Origin of the sequence: Mycobacterium sp., from assembly GCF_036490025.1 — a bacterium.
Classification (GTDB): Bacteria; Actinomycetota; Actinomycetes; order Mycobacteriales; family Mycobacteriaceae; genus Mycobacterium.
In genome coordinates this window covers 1-12,820 of record NZ_DASXEP010000104.1, presented here as the reverse complement: position 1 = coordinate 12,820, position 12,820 = coordinate 1, and the positions used below count along the sequence as shown (strand labels likewise).

14 protein-coding genes, 4 tRNA genes and 1 pseudogene are annotated in these 12,820 nt (G+C 65.1%); 10 read left to right on the top strand and 9 right to left on the bottom strand.

Features of this window, described 5'->3' with window-relative positions; genetic code table 11:
- Positions 1-5 precede the first annotated feature (5 nt).
- Entirely contained in the window at positions 6-803 is a 798-nt protein-coding gene (locus VGG53_RS11555; protein WP_331518194.1) for a pyrimidine reductase family protein, read from the bottom strand.
- Positions 804-837: 34 nt separating this feature from the next.
- Between VGG53_RS11555 and zapE the strand changes: the two genes are divergently transcribed.
- Positions 838-1,863: a cell division protein ZapE gene (zapE, locus tag VGG53_RS11550; protein ID WP_331518193.1), complete on the top strand. Its 1,026-nt coding sequence runs from the start codon at positions 838-840 to the stop codon at positions 1,861-1,863.
- Here zapE and VGG53_RS11545 read toward each other — a convergent pair.
- The 4 genes from VGG53_RS11545 to VGG53_RS11530 all read right to left on the bottom strand — a co-directional run bounded on the left by VGG53_RS11545 (position 1,860) and on the right by VGG53_RS11530 (position 4,233).
- On the bottom strand, positions 1,860-2,396 hold the full coding sequence (locus VGG53_RS11545) for a GNAT family N-acetyltransferase (RefSeq protein ID WP_331518192.1): 537 nt from the start codon (positions 2,394-2,396) through the stop codon (positions 1,860-1,862). The two genes, zapE and VGG53_RS11545, sit on opposite strands and share 4 nt — an antisense overlap.
- Positions 2,384-2,890, bottom strand: a complete 507-nt coding sequence (locus tag VGG53_RS11540; protein WP_331518191.1) for a hypothetical protein — start codon at positions 2,888-2,890, stop codon at positions 2,384-2,386. Before VGG53_RS11540 ends, VGG53_RS11545 begins: the two co-directional genes overlap by 13 nt.
- Positions 2,891-2,970: 80 nt before the next feature.
- Entirely contained in the window at positions 2,971-3,684 is a 714-nt protein-coding gene (locus VGG53_RS11535) for a Clp protease N-terminal domain-containing protein (protein ID WP_331518190.1), read from the bottom strand.
- Between the two features lie 63 nt (positions 3,685-3,747).
- Positions 3,748-4,233 (bottom strand): polyketide cyclase, encoded by a 486-nt coding sequence (locus VGG53_RS11530; RefSeq protein WP_331518189.1) that lies wholly within the window; start codon positions 4,231-4,233, stop codon positions 3,748-3,750.
- 193 nt (positions 4,234-4,426) lie between these two features.
- Between VGG53_RS11530 and VGG53_RS11525 the strand changes: the two genes are divergently transcribed.
- From VGG53_RS11525 to VGG53_RS11515, 3 genes are all read left to right on the top strand, one after another.
- Positions 4,427-4,768 carry a DUF732 domain-containing protein gene (locus tag VGG53_RS11525; protein ID WP_331518188.1) on the top strand — a complete coding sequence of 114 codons (342 nt, stop codon included), beginning with the start codon at positions 4,427-4,429 and terminating at the stop codon, positions 4,766-4,768.
- Positions 4,769-4,861: 93 nt separating this feature from the next.
- Positions 4,862-5,965, top strand: a complete 1,104-nt coding sequence (locus VGG53_RS11520) for an LLM class flavin-dependent oxidoreductase (RefSeq protein WP_331518187.1) — start codon at positions 4,862-4,864, stop codon at positions 5,963-5,965.
- A 552-nt stretch (positions 5,966-6,517) separates the two neighbouring features.
- Positions 6,518-6,802 (top strand): hypothetical protein, encoded by a 285-nt coding sequence (locus tag VGG53_RS11515; RefSeq protein WP_331518186.1) that lies wholly within the window; start codon positions 6,518-6,520, stop codon positions 6,800-6,802.
- Between the two features lie 61 nt (positions 6,803-6,863).
- Here VGG53_RS11515 and VGG53_RS11510 read toward each other — a convergent pair.
- The 3 genes from VGG53_RS11510 to VGG53_RS11500 form a co-directional block, all read right to left on the bottom strand.
- Positions 6,864-6,938: transfer RNA gene (locus VGG53_RS11510), tRNA-Val, on the bottom strand.
- A gap of 16 nt (positions 6,939-6,954) precedes the next feature.
- Positions 6,955-7,025, bottom strand: a tRNA-Cys gene (locus VGG53_RS11505).
- 28 nt (positions 7,026-7,053) lie between these two features.
- A tRNA-Gly gene (locus tag VGG53_RS11500) sits at positions 7,054-7,126 on the bottom strand.
- A 169-nt stretch (positions 7,127-7,295) separates the two neighbouring features.
- On the opposite strand from VGG53_RS11500, the gene VGG53_RS11495 reads away from it, so the two are divergent.
- From VGG53_RS11495 to VGG53_RS11470, 6 genes are all read left to right on the top strand, one after another.
- A tRNA-Val gene (locus VGG53_RS11495) sits at positions 7,296-7,367 on the top strand.
- 196 nt (positions 7,368-7,563) lie between these two features.
- Entirely contained in the window at positions 7,564-10,068 is a 2,505-nt protein-coding gene (locus VGG53_RS11490) for a SpoIIE family protein phosphatase (RefSeq protein ID WP_331518185.1), read from the top strand.
- Positions 10,068-10,388: an STAS domain-containing protein gene (locus VGG53_RS11485; protein ID WP_331518184.1), complete on the top strand. Its 321-nt coding sequence runs from the start codon at positions 10,068-10,070 to the stop codon at positions 10,386-10,388. Before VGG53_RS11490 ends, VGG53_RS11485 begins: the two co-directional genes overlap by 1 nt.
- 87 nt (positions 10,389-10,475) lie before the next feature.
- A complete protein-coding gene (locus tag VGG53_RS11480) occupies positions 10,476-10,712 on the top strand; it encodes an acyl carrier protein (protein ID WP_331518183.1) in 237 nt (78 codons plus the stop codon).
- A 63-nt stretch (positions 10,713-10,775) separates the two neighbouring features.
- Complete coding sequence (locus VGG53_RS11475) at positions 10,776-11,234, top strand: lipoprotein LpqH (protein WP_331518182.1); 459 nt, start codon at positions 10,776-10,778, stop codon at positions 11,232-11,234.
- Positions 11,235-11,278: 44 nt separating this feature from the next.
- Entirely contained in the window at positions 11,279-12,412 is a 1,134-nt protein-coding gene (locus VGG53_RS11470; RefSeq protein WP_331518181.1) for an MAP_0585 family protein, read from the top strand.
- A gap of 256 nt (positions 12,413-12,668) precedes the next feature.
- Here VGG53_RS11470 and VGG53_RS11465 read toward each other — a convergent pair.
- Positions 12,669-12,820: pseudogene (locus tag VGG53_RS11465) on the bottom strand (hypothetical protein); the annotation flags it as partial.

Sequence of the window (12,820 nt, the reverse complement as noted above, 5' to 3'; positions counted from 1 at the left end):
AGTAGCTATTCGTTGATCGACGAGGCTCGCAGGTAGCGCGTGTACAGGTAGCCGTCGTCGTCGGTGAGGATGTGCGCGCAGTGCATCCCCGTCAGCCCCTGCCCCGGGCCGGTGGTGATGCGGCCGGCTTGGCCACCCACCAGGGTGGGCGCGATCGTCAGGCACAATTCGTCCAGCAGGCCCCGTTCGACGAGTGAGCTGAACAGCATCGGGCCGCCCTCGGTCAGTACCCGCGGCAGGCCACGCTCGACCAGCAGGGCCAGCAGCACCTTCTCGTCGACGCGCGTCGCATCGTCGAATGAGCAGTCGACCACCTCGGCCAGACCCGCCAGCGTGCGCCGGGCGTGGTTGGCCGCCGCCGCGCAGGTCAACACCAGCGGTGGCACTTCGGTGCGGGTGAATACCGGCATATCCCGTTGCAGGAGGCCGGACTTGGTGACGATCGCCAGCTGTGGGACTTCGGTTTGCCCGCGAGCCTGCCGGCGTTGACGCTGGGAAACGGTCGGGCGGGCGCCGGCATAACCCTCGGCTCGCACCGTGCCCGCGCCGACCAGGATCACGTCGGCGACTTCCCGCAGCAGGCTGAACACCGCTCGATCACCGGGCCCGCCCAGCTGGCCGGTTGTGCCGCCGAAGGTCGCGGCGCCGTCGAGGCTGGCGATGAAGTTCGCGCGCAGCCACACGCCGTCGCGCCCGGTGGGGTAGCCGTAGAGCGCGGGCAACTCCCCGCCCTCGACATCGCGGGTGGCGCCGAGCAGTCGCAACTGCACCCCGCCGACGTCGTCGGTGGAAACGTCAGCCATGCGCATGATTGCAACACGTCGGTAGGGTGCCTGCATGCACGGGGCCGCTCGTTTGGTCGATCGGCAGCCGACGGTCACACCGGAACGGCTGATCGCCCAGCTGACGCCGCCGCCGACCTTCGCCGACGCGAGCTTCGCGAGCTATCACCCCGACCCGGCCGAGCCGACGCAATCGTCGGCCGTCGCGGCCTGTCAACGGTTTTGCGAGCGGACTGTCGAACGCCGTCGCGGCCGCAGGAAGCTTTTCGGCAGACGAGAAGCCTCTCCCGGCGTCGGGCTGTACCTCGACGGTGGTTTCGGTGTCGGCAAGACGCACCTGTTGGCCGGCGTCTACCGCCAACTGGCCGATGATGCATTACACCCCAAAGCATTTGCGACGTTCATGGAGCTCACTGCGCTTGCCGGGGTATTCGGTTTTGTCGAATGCATTGACTTGCTGGGCGACTACACGCTGGTGTGCATCGACGAGTTCGAGCTGGACGACCCGGGCAACACAACGCTGGTCTCACGGCTGCTTTCGCAACTCGTCGAGCGCGGCGTGTCGGTGGCCGCCACCTCCAACACCTTGCCCGAACAGCTCGGCGAGGGGCGTTTTGCGGCGCAGGACTTCTTGCGCGAAATCAATACGCTGGCAGCAATTTTCGATGTAGTCCGGATCGAAGGGCCCGACTACCGGCACCGCGACTTGGTGCCCGCGCCACCGCCGCCTTCTGACGACGAGGTCGCCGCCCATGCCGCGACCGTCCCAGGCGCGACCATCGACGAGTTCGACGCACTCTGCGCGCACCTGGCCACCATGCATCCGTCGCGTTACTCGGCGCTGGTCGAGGGTGTGACGGTGGTCTGCCTGACCGGCTTGCACGCCATCGAGGATCAAAATGTGGCGCTGCGACTGGTGGCGTTGACCGATCGGCTTTACGACGCAGGCATTCCCGTGCTGGCCTCCGGGGAGAAACTCGACCGCGTCTTCAGCGAGGAGATGCTGGCCGGCGGTTTCCGCAAAAAATATCTGCGGGCCGCTTCGCGGTTGTTGGCGCTCAGCGCGGCCGTCAACGCTTAGAACGGCCGGACCATCACGTAGTCACTTTCGGTGTGATTGCCTAACCGGAAGCTCCTGGTGCCGTTGACGATGAAGCCGTGTTTTCTGTAAAACTGTTGAGCGCGTTGGTTTTTCTGATTGACGCCCAGCCATACGCAGCCGGCGCCCCATTCGGTGGCGGCCGCGAGCGCGGCGTCCATCAATGCCGTCGCCACGCCCGAGCCGTGATGCGCCGAAAGCACGTACATCTTGGAGAGCTCGGCGGCCGGTCGAATGTCGACGGCCTGCTGGACGTCGGGATCGTCGTTGACACCGCTGATCAGCATGGCGTAGCCAATGATTCGATCGTCGAGGCGGGCGGTGAGGATCAGCCGCCGCGGGTCGCACAGATATTCGGCGAAGCGTGCATCGGAAAGGTTGGCGTCGGTGAACGAGGTGATGTCCTCGAGCGCGACCGACGGGGGACAGGCCAGTGGAAAAGTGCGCGCCGCGACATCGGCTATTTCGTCAGCGTCGACGGAATCCGTCGTGGCGAGCCCAACTACAAGTTCCACTGCGCCAGGTGATAACCCGTCTTCTTGTCCAGCAGAACAACAGTGGAGACCGGGTCGCGGTAAGCCTCCCAGTACACCCCGCCGCGAACGATCGACCCGGCCGGTGCGTTGGTCAACGCGGCATCCAGCGCATCGGGCGCGTCGGAGGCGCGGGACTTGTACGCGTCGCCGAACGGGGTCACTCCGTCGAAGGTGAAATCGGTGACCATCTGATACGCGTTCGGCACCCGGACCGCGTGGATCGCCACGTCCGCGCGCATCACCGCGCTGTTCGGGAAGCTCTTGACCGGGACGCCGACGCGGTTGTAGCCGAACCCTGGCGGCGGATCGACCGGTTGAACGCTGCTGACCGTGACGTCGGCGATCATTTTTCCGGTGTCGACGCGCAACGTGTCGCCGAGATGGCCGATCGGTGCGTCCCCGGCTGACGCGCGTGGCACCGCGATCAGCGTGGCCGCGACGACGGCGAGTACGACAAGCAGACAGCGGCGCATCTTTCCTCCTCGACGACCATCGCATGATGGCACACTGCGGGGCTCACGTGGTCGGCTTGCGTCGGCGGCTTTGTACAACCTCAGGCTTTCTGGTCGGCCACCAGTGACTTCAGCGCAGCGGTCAGACCGGCCTCGGCGCGGTCCTTGTCGATGCCGGCCTGATGCAGCGGGCCGCTGCCGTCTTCGAGTTCGAGCAGCGCGAGCAAAAGATGCTCGGTGCCAATGTAGTTGTGGCCCAGGCGAAGTGCTTCACGAAAGGTCAGCTCGAGTGCTTTGCGGGCGGCGCCGCTGAAGGGGATCAGCGCCGGCATGGTGTCCGCAGCAGGCGGCAGTGTGATCGAACCACGCAGCGATTCGGGGTCGATGCGCTGTGCTCGCAGCAATTTGGTGACCAGTGCTTCGGGGTCGCTCAGCATCCCGAGAATCAGGTGGTCGGGAGTGATCTCGTCGTTGCCGGCCTCATGAGCGGCATTCTGGGCGGCCACCACGGCGTTGCGAGCCCGTGGCGTAAAGCGTTCGAATCCGCCGCTGGGGTCCAGTGTCGTGGTCTCGGCGCGCAAAACGAAGCGCTTCTGGGCGGCTTGCTTGGTCACGCCCATGCTTTTGCCGATGTCCGTCCAGGAGGCCCCGGACCGGCGCGCCTGGTCAACGAAATGCCCGATCAGATGGTCAGCCACTTCACCGAGATGCTCGGCCGCCAGCACTGCGTCGCTGAGTTGGTCGAGTACATCGGAGTGCACCTTTTTGATCGTGTTGATCATCTCGTCGAGCCGGACGGGGTGGAGTTGAACCATGGCGTCAACAGTAGGTTGACAGGATAGCTTCGTCAACTTTTGGTTGACGAACGCCGGGCTGGTTCAGCCTTTCGGGTAGCCGCGCCGGACGGTGCGGTCCAAGATGCCCAGCGATGCGCGCAGCGCGCCCTCGGAGATGACCGGGAAAATCCCGGCTTCGCGCCATTTTTCGTCAATCTGCGACCAGTCGTAGAACGATGTGACGACCGTGCCCTCGCCCTGCTCGTCGGGCTCGAGGCGGTACCCGTAGACGTGGCCGATCTGGGGCCGGATCTGACCCAGAACCGTCCACGCGATCAGCTGGTCTTGCTCGAATTCGCGGATGGTGACGGTGACGTCGTACTTGCCGAGATCCGGAAAGTCGTTAAGAGCTTCACGATCCATGTGCACGACGAAGCTGTCGCCGGTGGCGGCAACCGGCGCGCCGTCGGCGTCCTGCAGCATTCCCGACGAGTCGATGGCGACGTGACCCTGCGGATCGCAGAGAACGGCGAAAATATCGCCTGCCGGTGCGGCGATCGTGCGCTGGACTTCGATTCTTTCGGCCATTCGTCAGATCTTCGCAGGACGACCGCGGCGATGTGGCGGTTCGGTGGCCGGGACAAAGCTACCGGCGTGCGCGACGATGGATGGATGCGACGTCTGGCGATGCTGGTGGTGGCCGCCGCGCTGGCTCTGGCCGCGCCTGCATACGCGAGCCCGGGCGACCCCGACCGAAGCCTCGGTGAGTCATGATGGGGCGATGAGGCATTTCCTGGTGGTGCTGGCCATGGCCTCCGCGCTGGGCATAGCGGTACCGGCGCATGCCGACCCGAACGTCGACGCGAGCTTCCTCGACGCGCTGAAAAAAGCCGGCATCTCGTTCGATGACGAAAAAAGCGCTGTCACCGCGGGCAAGTCGGTGTGCAAGCTGATGAACTTGGGGCATCCCGAAATCGACGTGGTTCACCAGGTGGCGGACCAGAATCCGAAAATTGGCACGACCAGGGCGGCTCAGTTCACCGCGATCGCGGCAAGCGCCTACTGTCCGCAGCACTTGCAACCTGCCGACGACAACGGCGGCGGCCCGGCCCCGATTCCGTAGCACGGGGTGGGAGTATCAGGCGGTACGCACGAGTAGGTCGACGGCTGCCGGGGGTCGAGTGTGAAAGTCGGGTTAGCGGCGCAGGCGCTCCCCATGCGTTTCTCGCCGATGGGCGTGACGCGAAGTAGCTACCTTTCTGCGGTGGCCACCCGGGCCGATTCGTTTTGGCTGGCTGACCATTTGAACTCGTTGTTCCCACGTTCGATGGCCAAGCCGAAATATATCGGTGCCGCGCGACTGGCCCCCAAAGTCGACGCGAACCTCGAACCGTGGACGGTGCTCGGGCATCTGGCCGCCCGAAATCGGTTGGGGCGGATGCGTCTTGGAATTGGTGTTACCGATACCGGCCGGCGCAATCCTGCGGTCACCGCGCAGGCGGCGGCGACTCTGCACCTGCTCACGCGCGGACGAGCGATCCTGGGTATCGGCACCGGCGAGCGTGAAGGCAACGAACCGTACGGCGTGGACTGGTCCAAACCGGTGGCCCGATTCGAGGAGGCGATGGCCACCATCCGGGCGTTGTGGAACTCGGGCGGAGAACTCGTTACCCGCGACTCGGCTTTCTTTCCGTTGCACAACGCGGTGTTCGACTTGTGGCCGTATCGCGGGAAGTGGCCGGAGATTTGGATTGCCGCGCACGGGCCCAGGATGCTGCGCGCCACCGGTCGCTACGCCGACGCGTGGTTTCCGGCGGCGGTGTTCTCCCCGGCGGATTACGCGAGGAGTCTGGAGACGGTCCGTGCCGCAGCGTCGGATGCGGGACGCAATCCGCAGTCGATTGGCGCAGCGACCTTTTTCTTCGTCGTCACGGGGCGCAACCGGCAAGAGATCGAGGACGCGCTGGAATCAACCGCGATGAAGACGTTCGCGTTGAATGCTCCCGCGGAATTGTGGCAACGTCACGGTGTTTCACATCCGCTCGGCGACGATTTCACCGGCTCCCAAGACATCATCCCGCAGGTCTTCGACGAGGAAACCGTGCTCAGGTACACCTCGGACGTACCGCTGTCGTTACTCAAAGACGCATGCCTGCAAGGCACACACGACGAGATTCTCGACCAACTCGCCGACTGGCGCGATCACGGGCTGAGCTATCCGGTCTTGCTGAACTTGAGCACCCTGCAGCCGAGTCTTCGTCGAGGCCTCGCCGCCGGTAACCCGTTCGCGAAAATCCTGCGCGGCATCCGCAAATTGTGAATCCGCTTGCTGCAGAAGGCGACCTGCGCCGTTAGATCCCGCTCCAGACCCAATGCTGGCCGCCTTCGTCCCATCGTGGCTGCATTTGCTGCGCCCACGGCGGCGCGGGAGGGGGCGGCGGCACGTCGAGGGGTGCGTACGGCGGCGCGTAAGCCGGCCGGGGCGTATACCAGTCCGGCGGCCCCGGAGGCGGCGTGCACTCACCTGTCCAGACATTGCGCGACCAATTCGGGTCGCAGGCGGCCGAGCCGACTGCTGACGTTGCGATAGCCACACCCACCAGCGGAATTGACGCCGCCGCGAGAGCGACGGCCAGGCGGCAAAGAAACCTCGTCATACCGGGCCTCTCCATGTGTCGCGGTGGGTGATTTCGGGCATTCTCCAGCTTATGTGCTCAACCTTCCCGGAAACGGCGAATGAAGTCGCGGCCGTGACATGGGTCACGATCGTGCGAGATTGGGCAGTCTGCGCGGCGCTCAGGCGTTGGTAGACGGCAACGGCCACTAATTTAGAAGGTGACCTCGATACCCCAGCGAGGCTGACATGCGGCAGATGACCATCACCGGAAACAGGATCATCCGTTCGTCCCTTATCGGAGCTGGGGCAGCAATCGCAGCCCTGACAATCGCTGCGCCCGTGCAGGCCGGCACCATCAATTCCCGTTTCGACATCTGCGCGGCGCTTCGAAATGGCAGCAGCCTCTCCGCGATCGAAACCACCCTCGAGGCCCGCGGATACAACGCAACAAATGCAGGCGTCCTCACCGGCACCACCATTCGTCAGCACTGCCCGGACCAAGCCGGCAATGCGATGGCGCAAGTGCAGCGGGCAGGCTGAAGGCCCAGCGGTGGCAACAGAGTCAGGCCAACAGCCGACGAGATCTGAGCTGGCAAAAATGTGGTGCGCGGTACTGGGATTGAACCAGCGACCTCTTCCGTGTCAGGGAAGCGCTCTCCCGCTGAGCTAACCGCGCCCGGTCAAAGAAACTGAGGTGGAGACGGGAATCGAACCCGTGTGCACGGCTTTGCAGGCCGTTGCCTCACCACTCGGCCACTCCACCGTGGGGTTTGATGTCACTTACACCCTCGAGCGGATGACGGGATTCGAACCCGCGACCCTCACCTTGGCAAGGTGATGCGCTACCAACTGCGCTACATCCGCGCGCAACGGGCGAGATCGTCGCCCGGTGCGAAGCACGACGATAGTCCACCTGAGCGGGACCGCACAAATTTTTCGCAGCAATGGGCGCGCCGTTATTTGACATCAGGTAGCACGTGCTGCCGAGACGGCGACGCATGCTAATCTTCGACGTCGTTCGCCTCTCGGCACTGGTCTCGTAGCTCAGTGGAAGAGCGCCCGCCTCACACGCGGGAGGTCGCTGGTTCGAACCCAGCCGGGACCACCCCAAATCGTCACCACCGTCCTCCGTCGTGGCGGCCCCCCGAATCTGTTTGAGTTCACTCGGACGAGGGAATGCATGCGGGCGCCAGCAGCAGTAGCGGCGATCTGAATGACCGAGGCAAGGGTTGGCATAATGAATAGCGACCGGATCGGATCTGCATCCACTGCGATCGGTCCGACGCCGGCTGGTGGGGCGAATGCATGATCAGGTTGACGAGCTGCAGGCAGCTCGAGACCACATAGAACAGCTCGTGCAGGTCATCGTCGAGATCGGTTCTGATCTCGACCTGGATCGAACGTTGCACCGGATCGTCAAGGCGGCGACGGAGCTGACCGGAGCGCGTTTCGGCGCGCTGGGCATACCCGGAGCCGACGGTTTCGCCTCTTTCATTCAAGCGGGCATCGACTCCGACATCACACGGCAGCTCGACAACCTGGTGGTTGGCGACGGGCTGCGCATCGACGACCTGAGTGCTGATCCACAAGCGACGACGCTGGAAGCGGGTGAGCTCCCGATCCGGGCACTGCTCGCAATACCGATCACAGTCCGGGCAGCCGACTTCGGCAACCTCTACCTGGCCGACGACCGGCCTGGACGCGTTTTCTCCGATTCGCAGGATCGCGCGGTGCGGGCGCTGGCATCGGCGGCCGCCGTCGCTATCGACAATGCGCGACTCTTCGAGCGGGAACGCGAAACAGCGAAATGGACAAGGGCCAGTCGCGAGATCACGTCCGCGCTGCTGTCCGGCGACCCGCAGACCGGACCATTGCAGCTCATCGTGAACCTCGCGCTTGAGTTGGCTGAAGCTGAGCAGGCGATTCTGCTGGTTCCGAGCGAGTCCGACCTTCCCGGCTCGGACATCAATACCCTTGTCGTAGCCGCGACGGCAGGCCGATATGCCTCGGAAGTGGTGGGCCGACAGGTTCCGATGGATCGCTCAACTACGGGCGGTGTTGCACGGAGCGGCGTACCGCTGATCACTGACTCTTTCCAGTACCCGATCGAAGGATTCACCGACGTAGGCGAGCGTCCGGCGATCGTCATCCCGCTCATTGCCGACGAAGCGGCGCTCGGCGTCATCGCGGTAGCACGGAATCCGCGGCAGCCGCCGTTTGGCACCGATTACCTCGAGCTCGTCAGGGACTTCGCCCGGCACGCCGCAATTGCGCTGGCGCTGGCGGCAGGTCGCGAACATGCGCTCAACCGGCAACTTGCTCAGGCTGACACCGTCGACGATGCGGTCCGGGTCGCAGCCGAGGAACTGCGTCGGCTGTGGCGGGCCCGCCGCGTCCTCGCGGTCACGTTTCCCGCTCATCATCACGCCACGGAACTTTACGGTGGCGCAACAGATTTGGTATCAGTCGGCGAGACCACGTATTGGGACGAGCTGCCACTTCATGTCCGGCAAATCCTCTGTTCGCTGCGCGACGGTGACCTGCTCAGACCCTACACATCAGAGTCGGGAACGGCGGGCATCGCGCTCCAACATCCCGAGGGTGTGCTCGTCGTATGGATTGATCTGGCTGAGCAGCGCCCGTTTACCCTCGAGGATCAGACCTTGCTCACCATGCTGGCGGGCCGGCTTGGCCAGGGCCTGAACCGCGTGCACCAGGTCGACCAACAGCGCGAAACCGCACTGGCACTGCAACATGCCATCCTGGGCCCCGCTCATCTCCCGCAGGGATTCGCCGTGCGCTATCAGGCCGCCAGCCGGCCTTTACAGGTGGGCGGTGATTGGTACGACGTCGTCGACCTAGAGGACGGGCGTATCGGATTGATCGTCGGCGACTGTGTGGGCCACGGCCTTGCCGCGGCGACAGTCATGGGCCAGCTGCGCAGTGCATGCCGCGCGCTTCTGCTCGAACATCCAAGTCCCCGTGCTGCTCTGGCGGGGTTGGACCGTTTCGCCGCCCGGCTACCAGGTGCTCGATGTACCACCGCCGTGTGCGCGGTGCTCCACCCAGAGACGGGTGAATTGGTGTACTCCAGCGCAGGGCATCCGCCGCCCATAGTGGTCGACGTCGATGGCACATGTCAGATACTCGAGGACGGCCGCAGCATTCCACTGGGAGTGCGATCCGACCGTGCCCGGCCCGAAGCGCGCCTAGTTCTGCCGGCGCGTGCGGTCTTGCTGCTTTATACCGACGGTCTAGTCGAGCGTCGTCGCAGCGCGTTGGACGACGGCATCGCCCGCGTCTGCGCGCTCCTGGAGGAGGGTCGCGCCGCCGAGCTGGAGCATTTGGCAAACCAGATCATGTCCCGCCTCGCGCCAAGCGGTGGCTATCAGGACGATGTTGCAATGCTGCTTTACCGCCATCCCGCGCCACTGGAGATGCACTTTCCAGCCGACGTTAATCGCCTTGCCGGTATTCGGGCTGCGTTGCGCCGCTGGTTGATCCGAGCCGACGTGCACCCGGATCAGGTTCACGCCGTGCTCATCGCCGCGGGGGAGGCCGTCGCCAATGCCATCGAGCACGGTCACCGCGACGCCCCCGGGGGCATGGTCAGCTTGCGCGCGAGGGTAAGCGCGAGCGAGGTGCAGCTGACCGTCATGGACTCCGGCTCGTGGAAGCCGCCCCGGCCCACCGCCCATGCGCACCGCGGCCGGGGGATCGCGCTCATGCGAGCGCTCATGCAAGGCGTCGCCATAGACCCTGAAACCGAGGGAACCACAGTGCATTTGACCGCGAGGATCACCTGATGCCTACATTGCTGACTGTCGATACGGCGCGGTCCAGCGACGGAGAACTCGTGCTGACCGCAACGGGAGAAATCGACCTGAGCAATGTTGAGCCCTTCAGTCAAGCCCTCACCTTGGCTGTTGCCGAGGCCGACAGCGGGACGCTGACCGTCGACCTCAGCGGTGTGGAGTATCTGGACAGCGCAGCGGTCAACGCCTTATTTCCTCACGCCGACCACATTCGCGTCATAGCTCACCCCTTCTTGGTTCGCGTCTTCGACATCAGTGGCTTCACCGAGCTGACCACCGTGGAATCCTCGCCAACGCAGGGTGCGAACTGAAACGTCTACTCAGCCTTTTGCGCGTTTAGACCTTCCGCTCACGGGTAGCACTGATGAGTCAGCACATCACAGCGATTGGGAGGAATCATGGCGACAGGGGAAACCGGATTCGGCGACGTCGAGTTCGATCTTATTTCGGTGCAATATCACTCGCTGAAAGCAGGCCATGACTACGGCCAGTACGTGCGCGACGCCAAGAATGCCGGACTCGATGACGTGGCTTCGTTTTTCGAAGAGGTGAGGGGAGAAGACTCGAAGCGGGCCCAACGCTGCCACGAGCTTCTCGCCAAGCTGCAGTCGGCTTCGGTGCCGTCACCCTCATAACTGCCGGCGTGCTCACGTGAAATCGTTCCGTGGATGTTCGATACGAGAGGCAAAGGGAGACCAGTGGCAAAGCGCGGGATTGTGGTCGGCATCGTGGCCGCTAGCACGGTGGTAACGGCTCTGGCCGGTTGTTCGAGCCCCAAATCCGGTACGAACGCGAGCACGAACCCACCGGCGGCCGGCGGCAACAAGGTCATCGTCGACGGCCAAACTCAGAGCGTCACCGGCCAAGTCAGCTGCACCCAGGTGAATGGGAACCTCAGCCTCGGGATCGGTGACCCAACTGACGGAATCGGCGCGGTGGTGACGAACGCTGATCCGCCAGTCGTTCAAGCAGTCGGGCTGGGCAATCTCACCGGCGTCACACTGGGCTATTCGGCCGGTGCGCCGAACCAGGCCAACGCACAGGCCACCAAAAACGGCAATTCCTACACGATCAAGGGCACCGCGACCGGGATCAACTCGGCCAACCCGCAGCAGGCCCTCAGCAAAACATTCGAGATGGACGTGACTTGTCCCTAACGGCGCAGACCTCCTTGACCCAATCTCCGAAGGGACTGACAGGTATGTATGTGAAGCGCGTAGCAGGCGCGGCATTTGCGGCAGCCGTTGGCATGTCGGGATTGGCAGTCGGCGCAGGGGTTGCCGATGCCGCTCCGTTGAAGCCGGCTCCGACTTACACCGGTTTCGAACCGAGTCTTACTGGACCGGGGCATGGCCCGATCGCTGACGAGCCGCCCGGACCCGGGGGGCCAGGAGGACCCGGGGGACCGGGCGGGCCCGGCGGCCCCGGTGGTCCTGGGCCTGGTGGGCCTGGGCCTGGCGGCCCCGGTGGGCCGGGTGGAGCTCACGGGCCTGGCGGACCTGGCGGACCGGGCGGACCTGGTCCCGGAGGGCCAGGTGGCCCAGGTGGTCCTGGTCCTGGCGGGCCGGGCGGGCCTGGACCCGGAGGTCCTGGGCCTGGCGGCCCCGGTGGGCCGGGTGGAGCCCACGGACCGGGTGGACCTGGCGGACCGGGCGGGCCGGGTGGTGCTGGGCCTGGTGAACCCGGCGGGCCGGGTGGAGCTCACGGACCGGGTGGACCTGGCGGACCGGGTGGGCCGAGTGGTGCTGGGCCTGGTGGTCCAGGTGGGCCTGGTGAACCCGGCGGGACTGGGCCCGGTGGTCCGGGTGGCCCCGGGTCTCACGGACCGGGCGGACCGGGCGGCCCCGGTGGGCCCGGTGGTGCTGGCCCCGGTGGCCCGGGCGGTCCCGGGCCTCATGGGCCCGGTGGTCCCGGTGGTCCCGGTGGACCCGGCGGGCCGGGTGGACCGCCTCCGCCGCCATACGTACAACGTGGTGTTTACGACCGGGGTGGCCCGGAGTGGGGTGGCCCCAGGGATGCACCGCACGGCTTCAGCGCGCCGAATCATGGCGCACCGCCTCCGCCGCCGCAACACGGATTCGGCTGGAACGGTGGACCTCCTCCCGGAGCGCCGCCGCCAAACTGGGACGGCCCGCCGCCTCCTGGTGGCTGGGACGGGCCGCCGCCTCCTGGTGGCTGGAACCCGCAATGGAACGGTCCGGCACGCGACATAGGTTTGGCACAGGCCGATTTCGGTCCGTTCAATTACAGCGGCTACAACGCCATACCGGTCTTCAACCCGGTCTTCGGCGGATGGGGCTTCTGGTTCTTCGGCAATTGGATTCCGCTGTACTGACCTGACCGCACCGTCACGCGACTGACCTCTCGTCTTCAAGCTGTACGCCGAAGACGAGAGGTCAGTCGTCACCTCTGGGGCTTCGCGAGGCGGCTGTAACCCGACTTGGCTCAAATTAAGTACGCACGTCAACGAGGATCGTGATGAGGGTCCTGGGTATCGGGTCGGCGGCGGTGTGGTCCTGGTTGTCGGCCGTAGCGGCAACGAAATCCAGCTATGCACCAACGGGTTTCATCTTCGATACCATGCCTACATATCAGTTGTTGTTTGGTGGTGGCTGGGGCTGGAAGGGTTGGTACCACCACCAGTCGGCGCGCTCGCCGGTGGGCCCGGGGCAGGGCGGGACGGCGGGTGGGGGGTGGTTGGGTGGACGTGCGAGCGATCCTGCGCTGAGCGGTCGGCCGGTGC

Bases quoted from the DNA above. Each gene is read 5' to 3' on its own strand.
- VGG53_RS11555 (WP_331518194.1), bottom strand. From the start codon at position 803: ATGGCTGACGTTTCCACCGACGACGTCGGCGGGGTGCAGTTGCGACTG.
- zapE (WP_331518193.1), top strand. From the start codon at position 838: ATGCACGGGGCCGCTCGTTTGGTCGATCGGCAGCCGACGGTCACACCG.
- VGG53_RS11540 (WP_331518191.1), bottom strand. From the start codon at position 2,890: ATGCGCCGCTGTCTGCTTGTCGTACTCGCCGTCGTCGCGGCCACGCTG.
- VGG53_RS11535 (WP_331518190.1), bottom strand. From the start codon at position 3,684: ATGGTTCAACTCCACCCCGTCCGGCTCGACGAGATGATCAACACGATC.
- VGG53_RS11530 (WP_331518189.1), bottom strand. From the start codon at position 4,233: ATGGCCGAAAGAATCGAAGTCCAGCGCACGATCGCCGCACCGGCAGGC.
- VGG53_RS11525 (WP_331518188.1), top strand. From the start codon at position 4,427: ATGAGGCATTTCCTGGTGGTGCTGGCCATGGCCTCCGCGCTGGGCATA.
- VGG53_RS11520 (WP_331518187.1), top strand. From the start codon at position 4,862: ATGCGTTTCTCGCCGATGGGCGTGACGCGAAGTAGCTACCTTTCTGCG.
- VGG53_RS11515 (WP_331518186.1), top strand. From the start codon at position 6,518: ATGACCATCACCGGAAACAGGATCATCCGTTCGTCCCTTATCGGAGCT.
- VGG53_RS11490 (WP_331518185.1), top strand. From the start codon at position 7,564: ATGCATGATCAGGTTGACGAGCTGCAGGCAGCTCGAGACCACATAGAA.
- VGG53_RS11485 (WP_331518184.1), top strand. From the start codon at position 10,068: ATGCCTACATTGCTGACTGTCGATACGGCGCGGTCCAGCGACGGAGAA.
- VGG53_RS11480 (WP_331518183.1), top strand. From the start codon at position 10,476: ATGGCGACAGGGGAAACCGGATTCGGCGACGTCGAGTTCGATCTTATT.
- VGG53_RS11470 (WP_331518181.1), top strand. From the start codon at position 11,279: ATGTATGTGAAGCGCGTAGCAGGCGCGGCATTTGCGGCAGCCGTTGGC.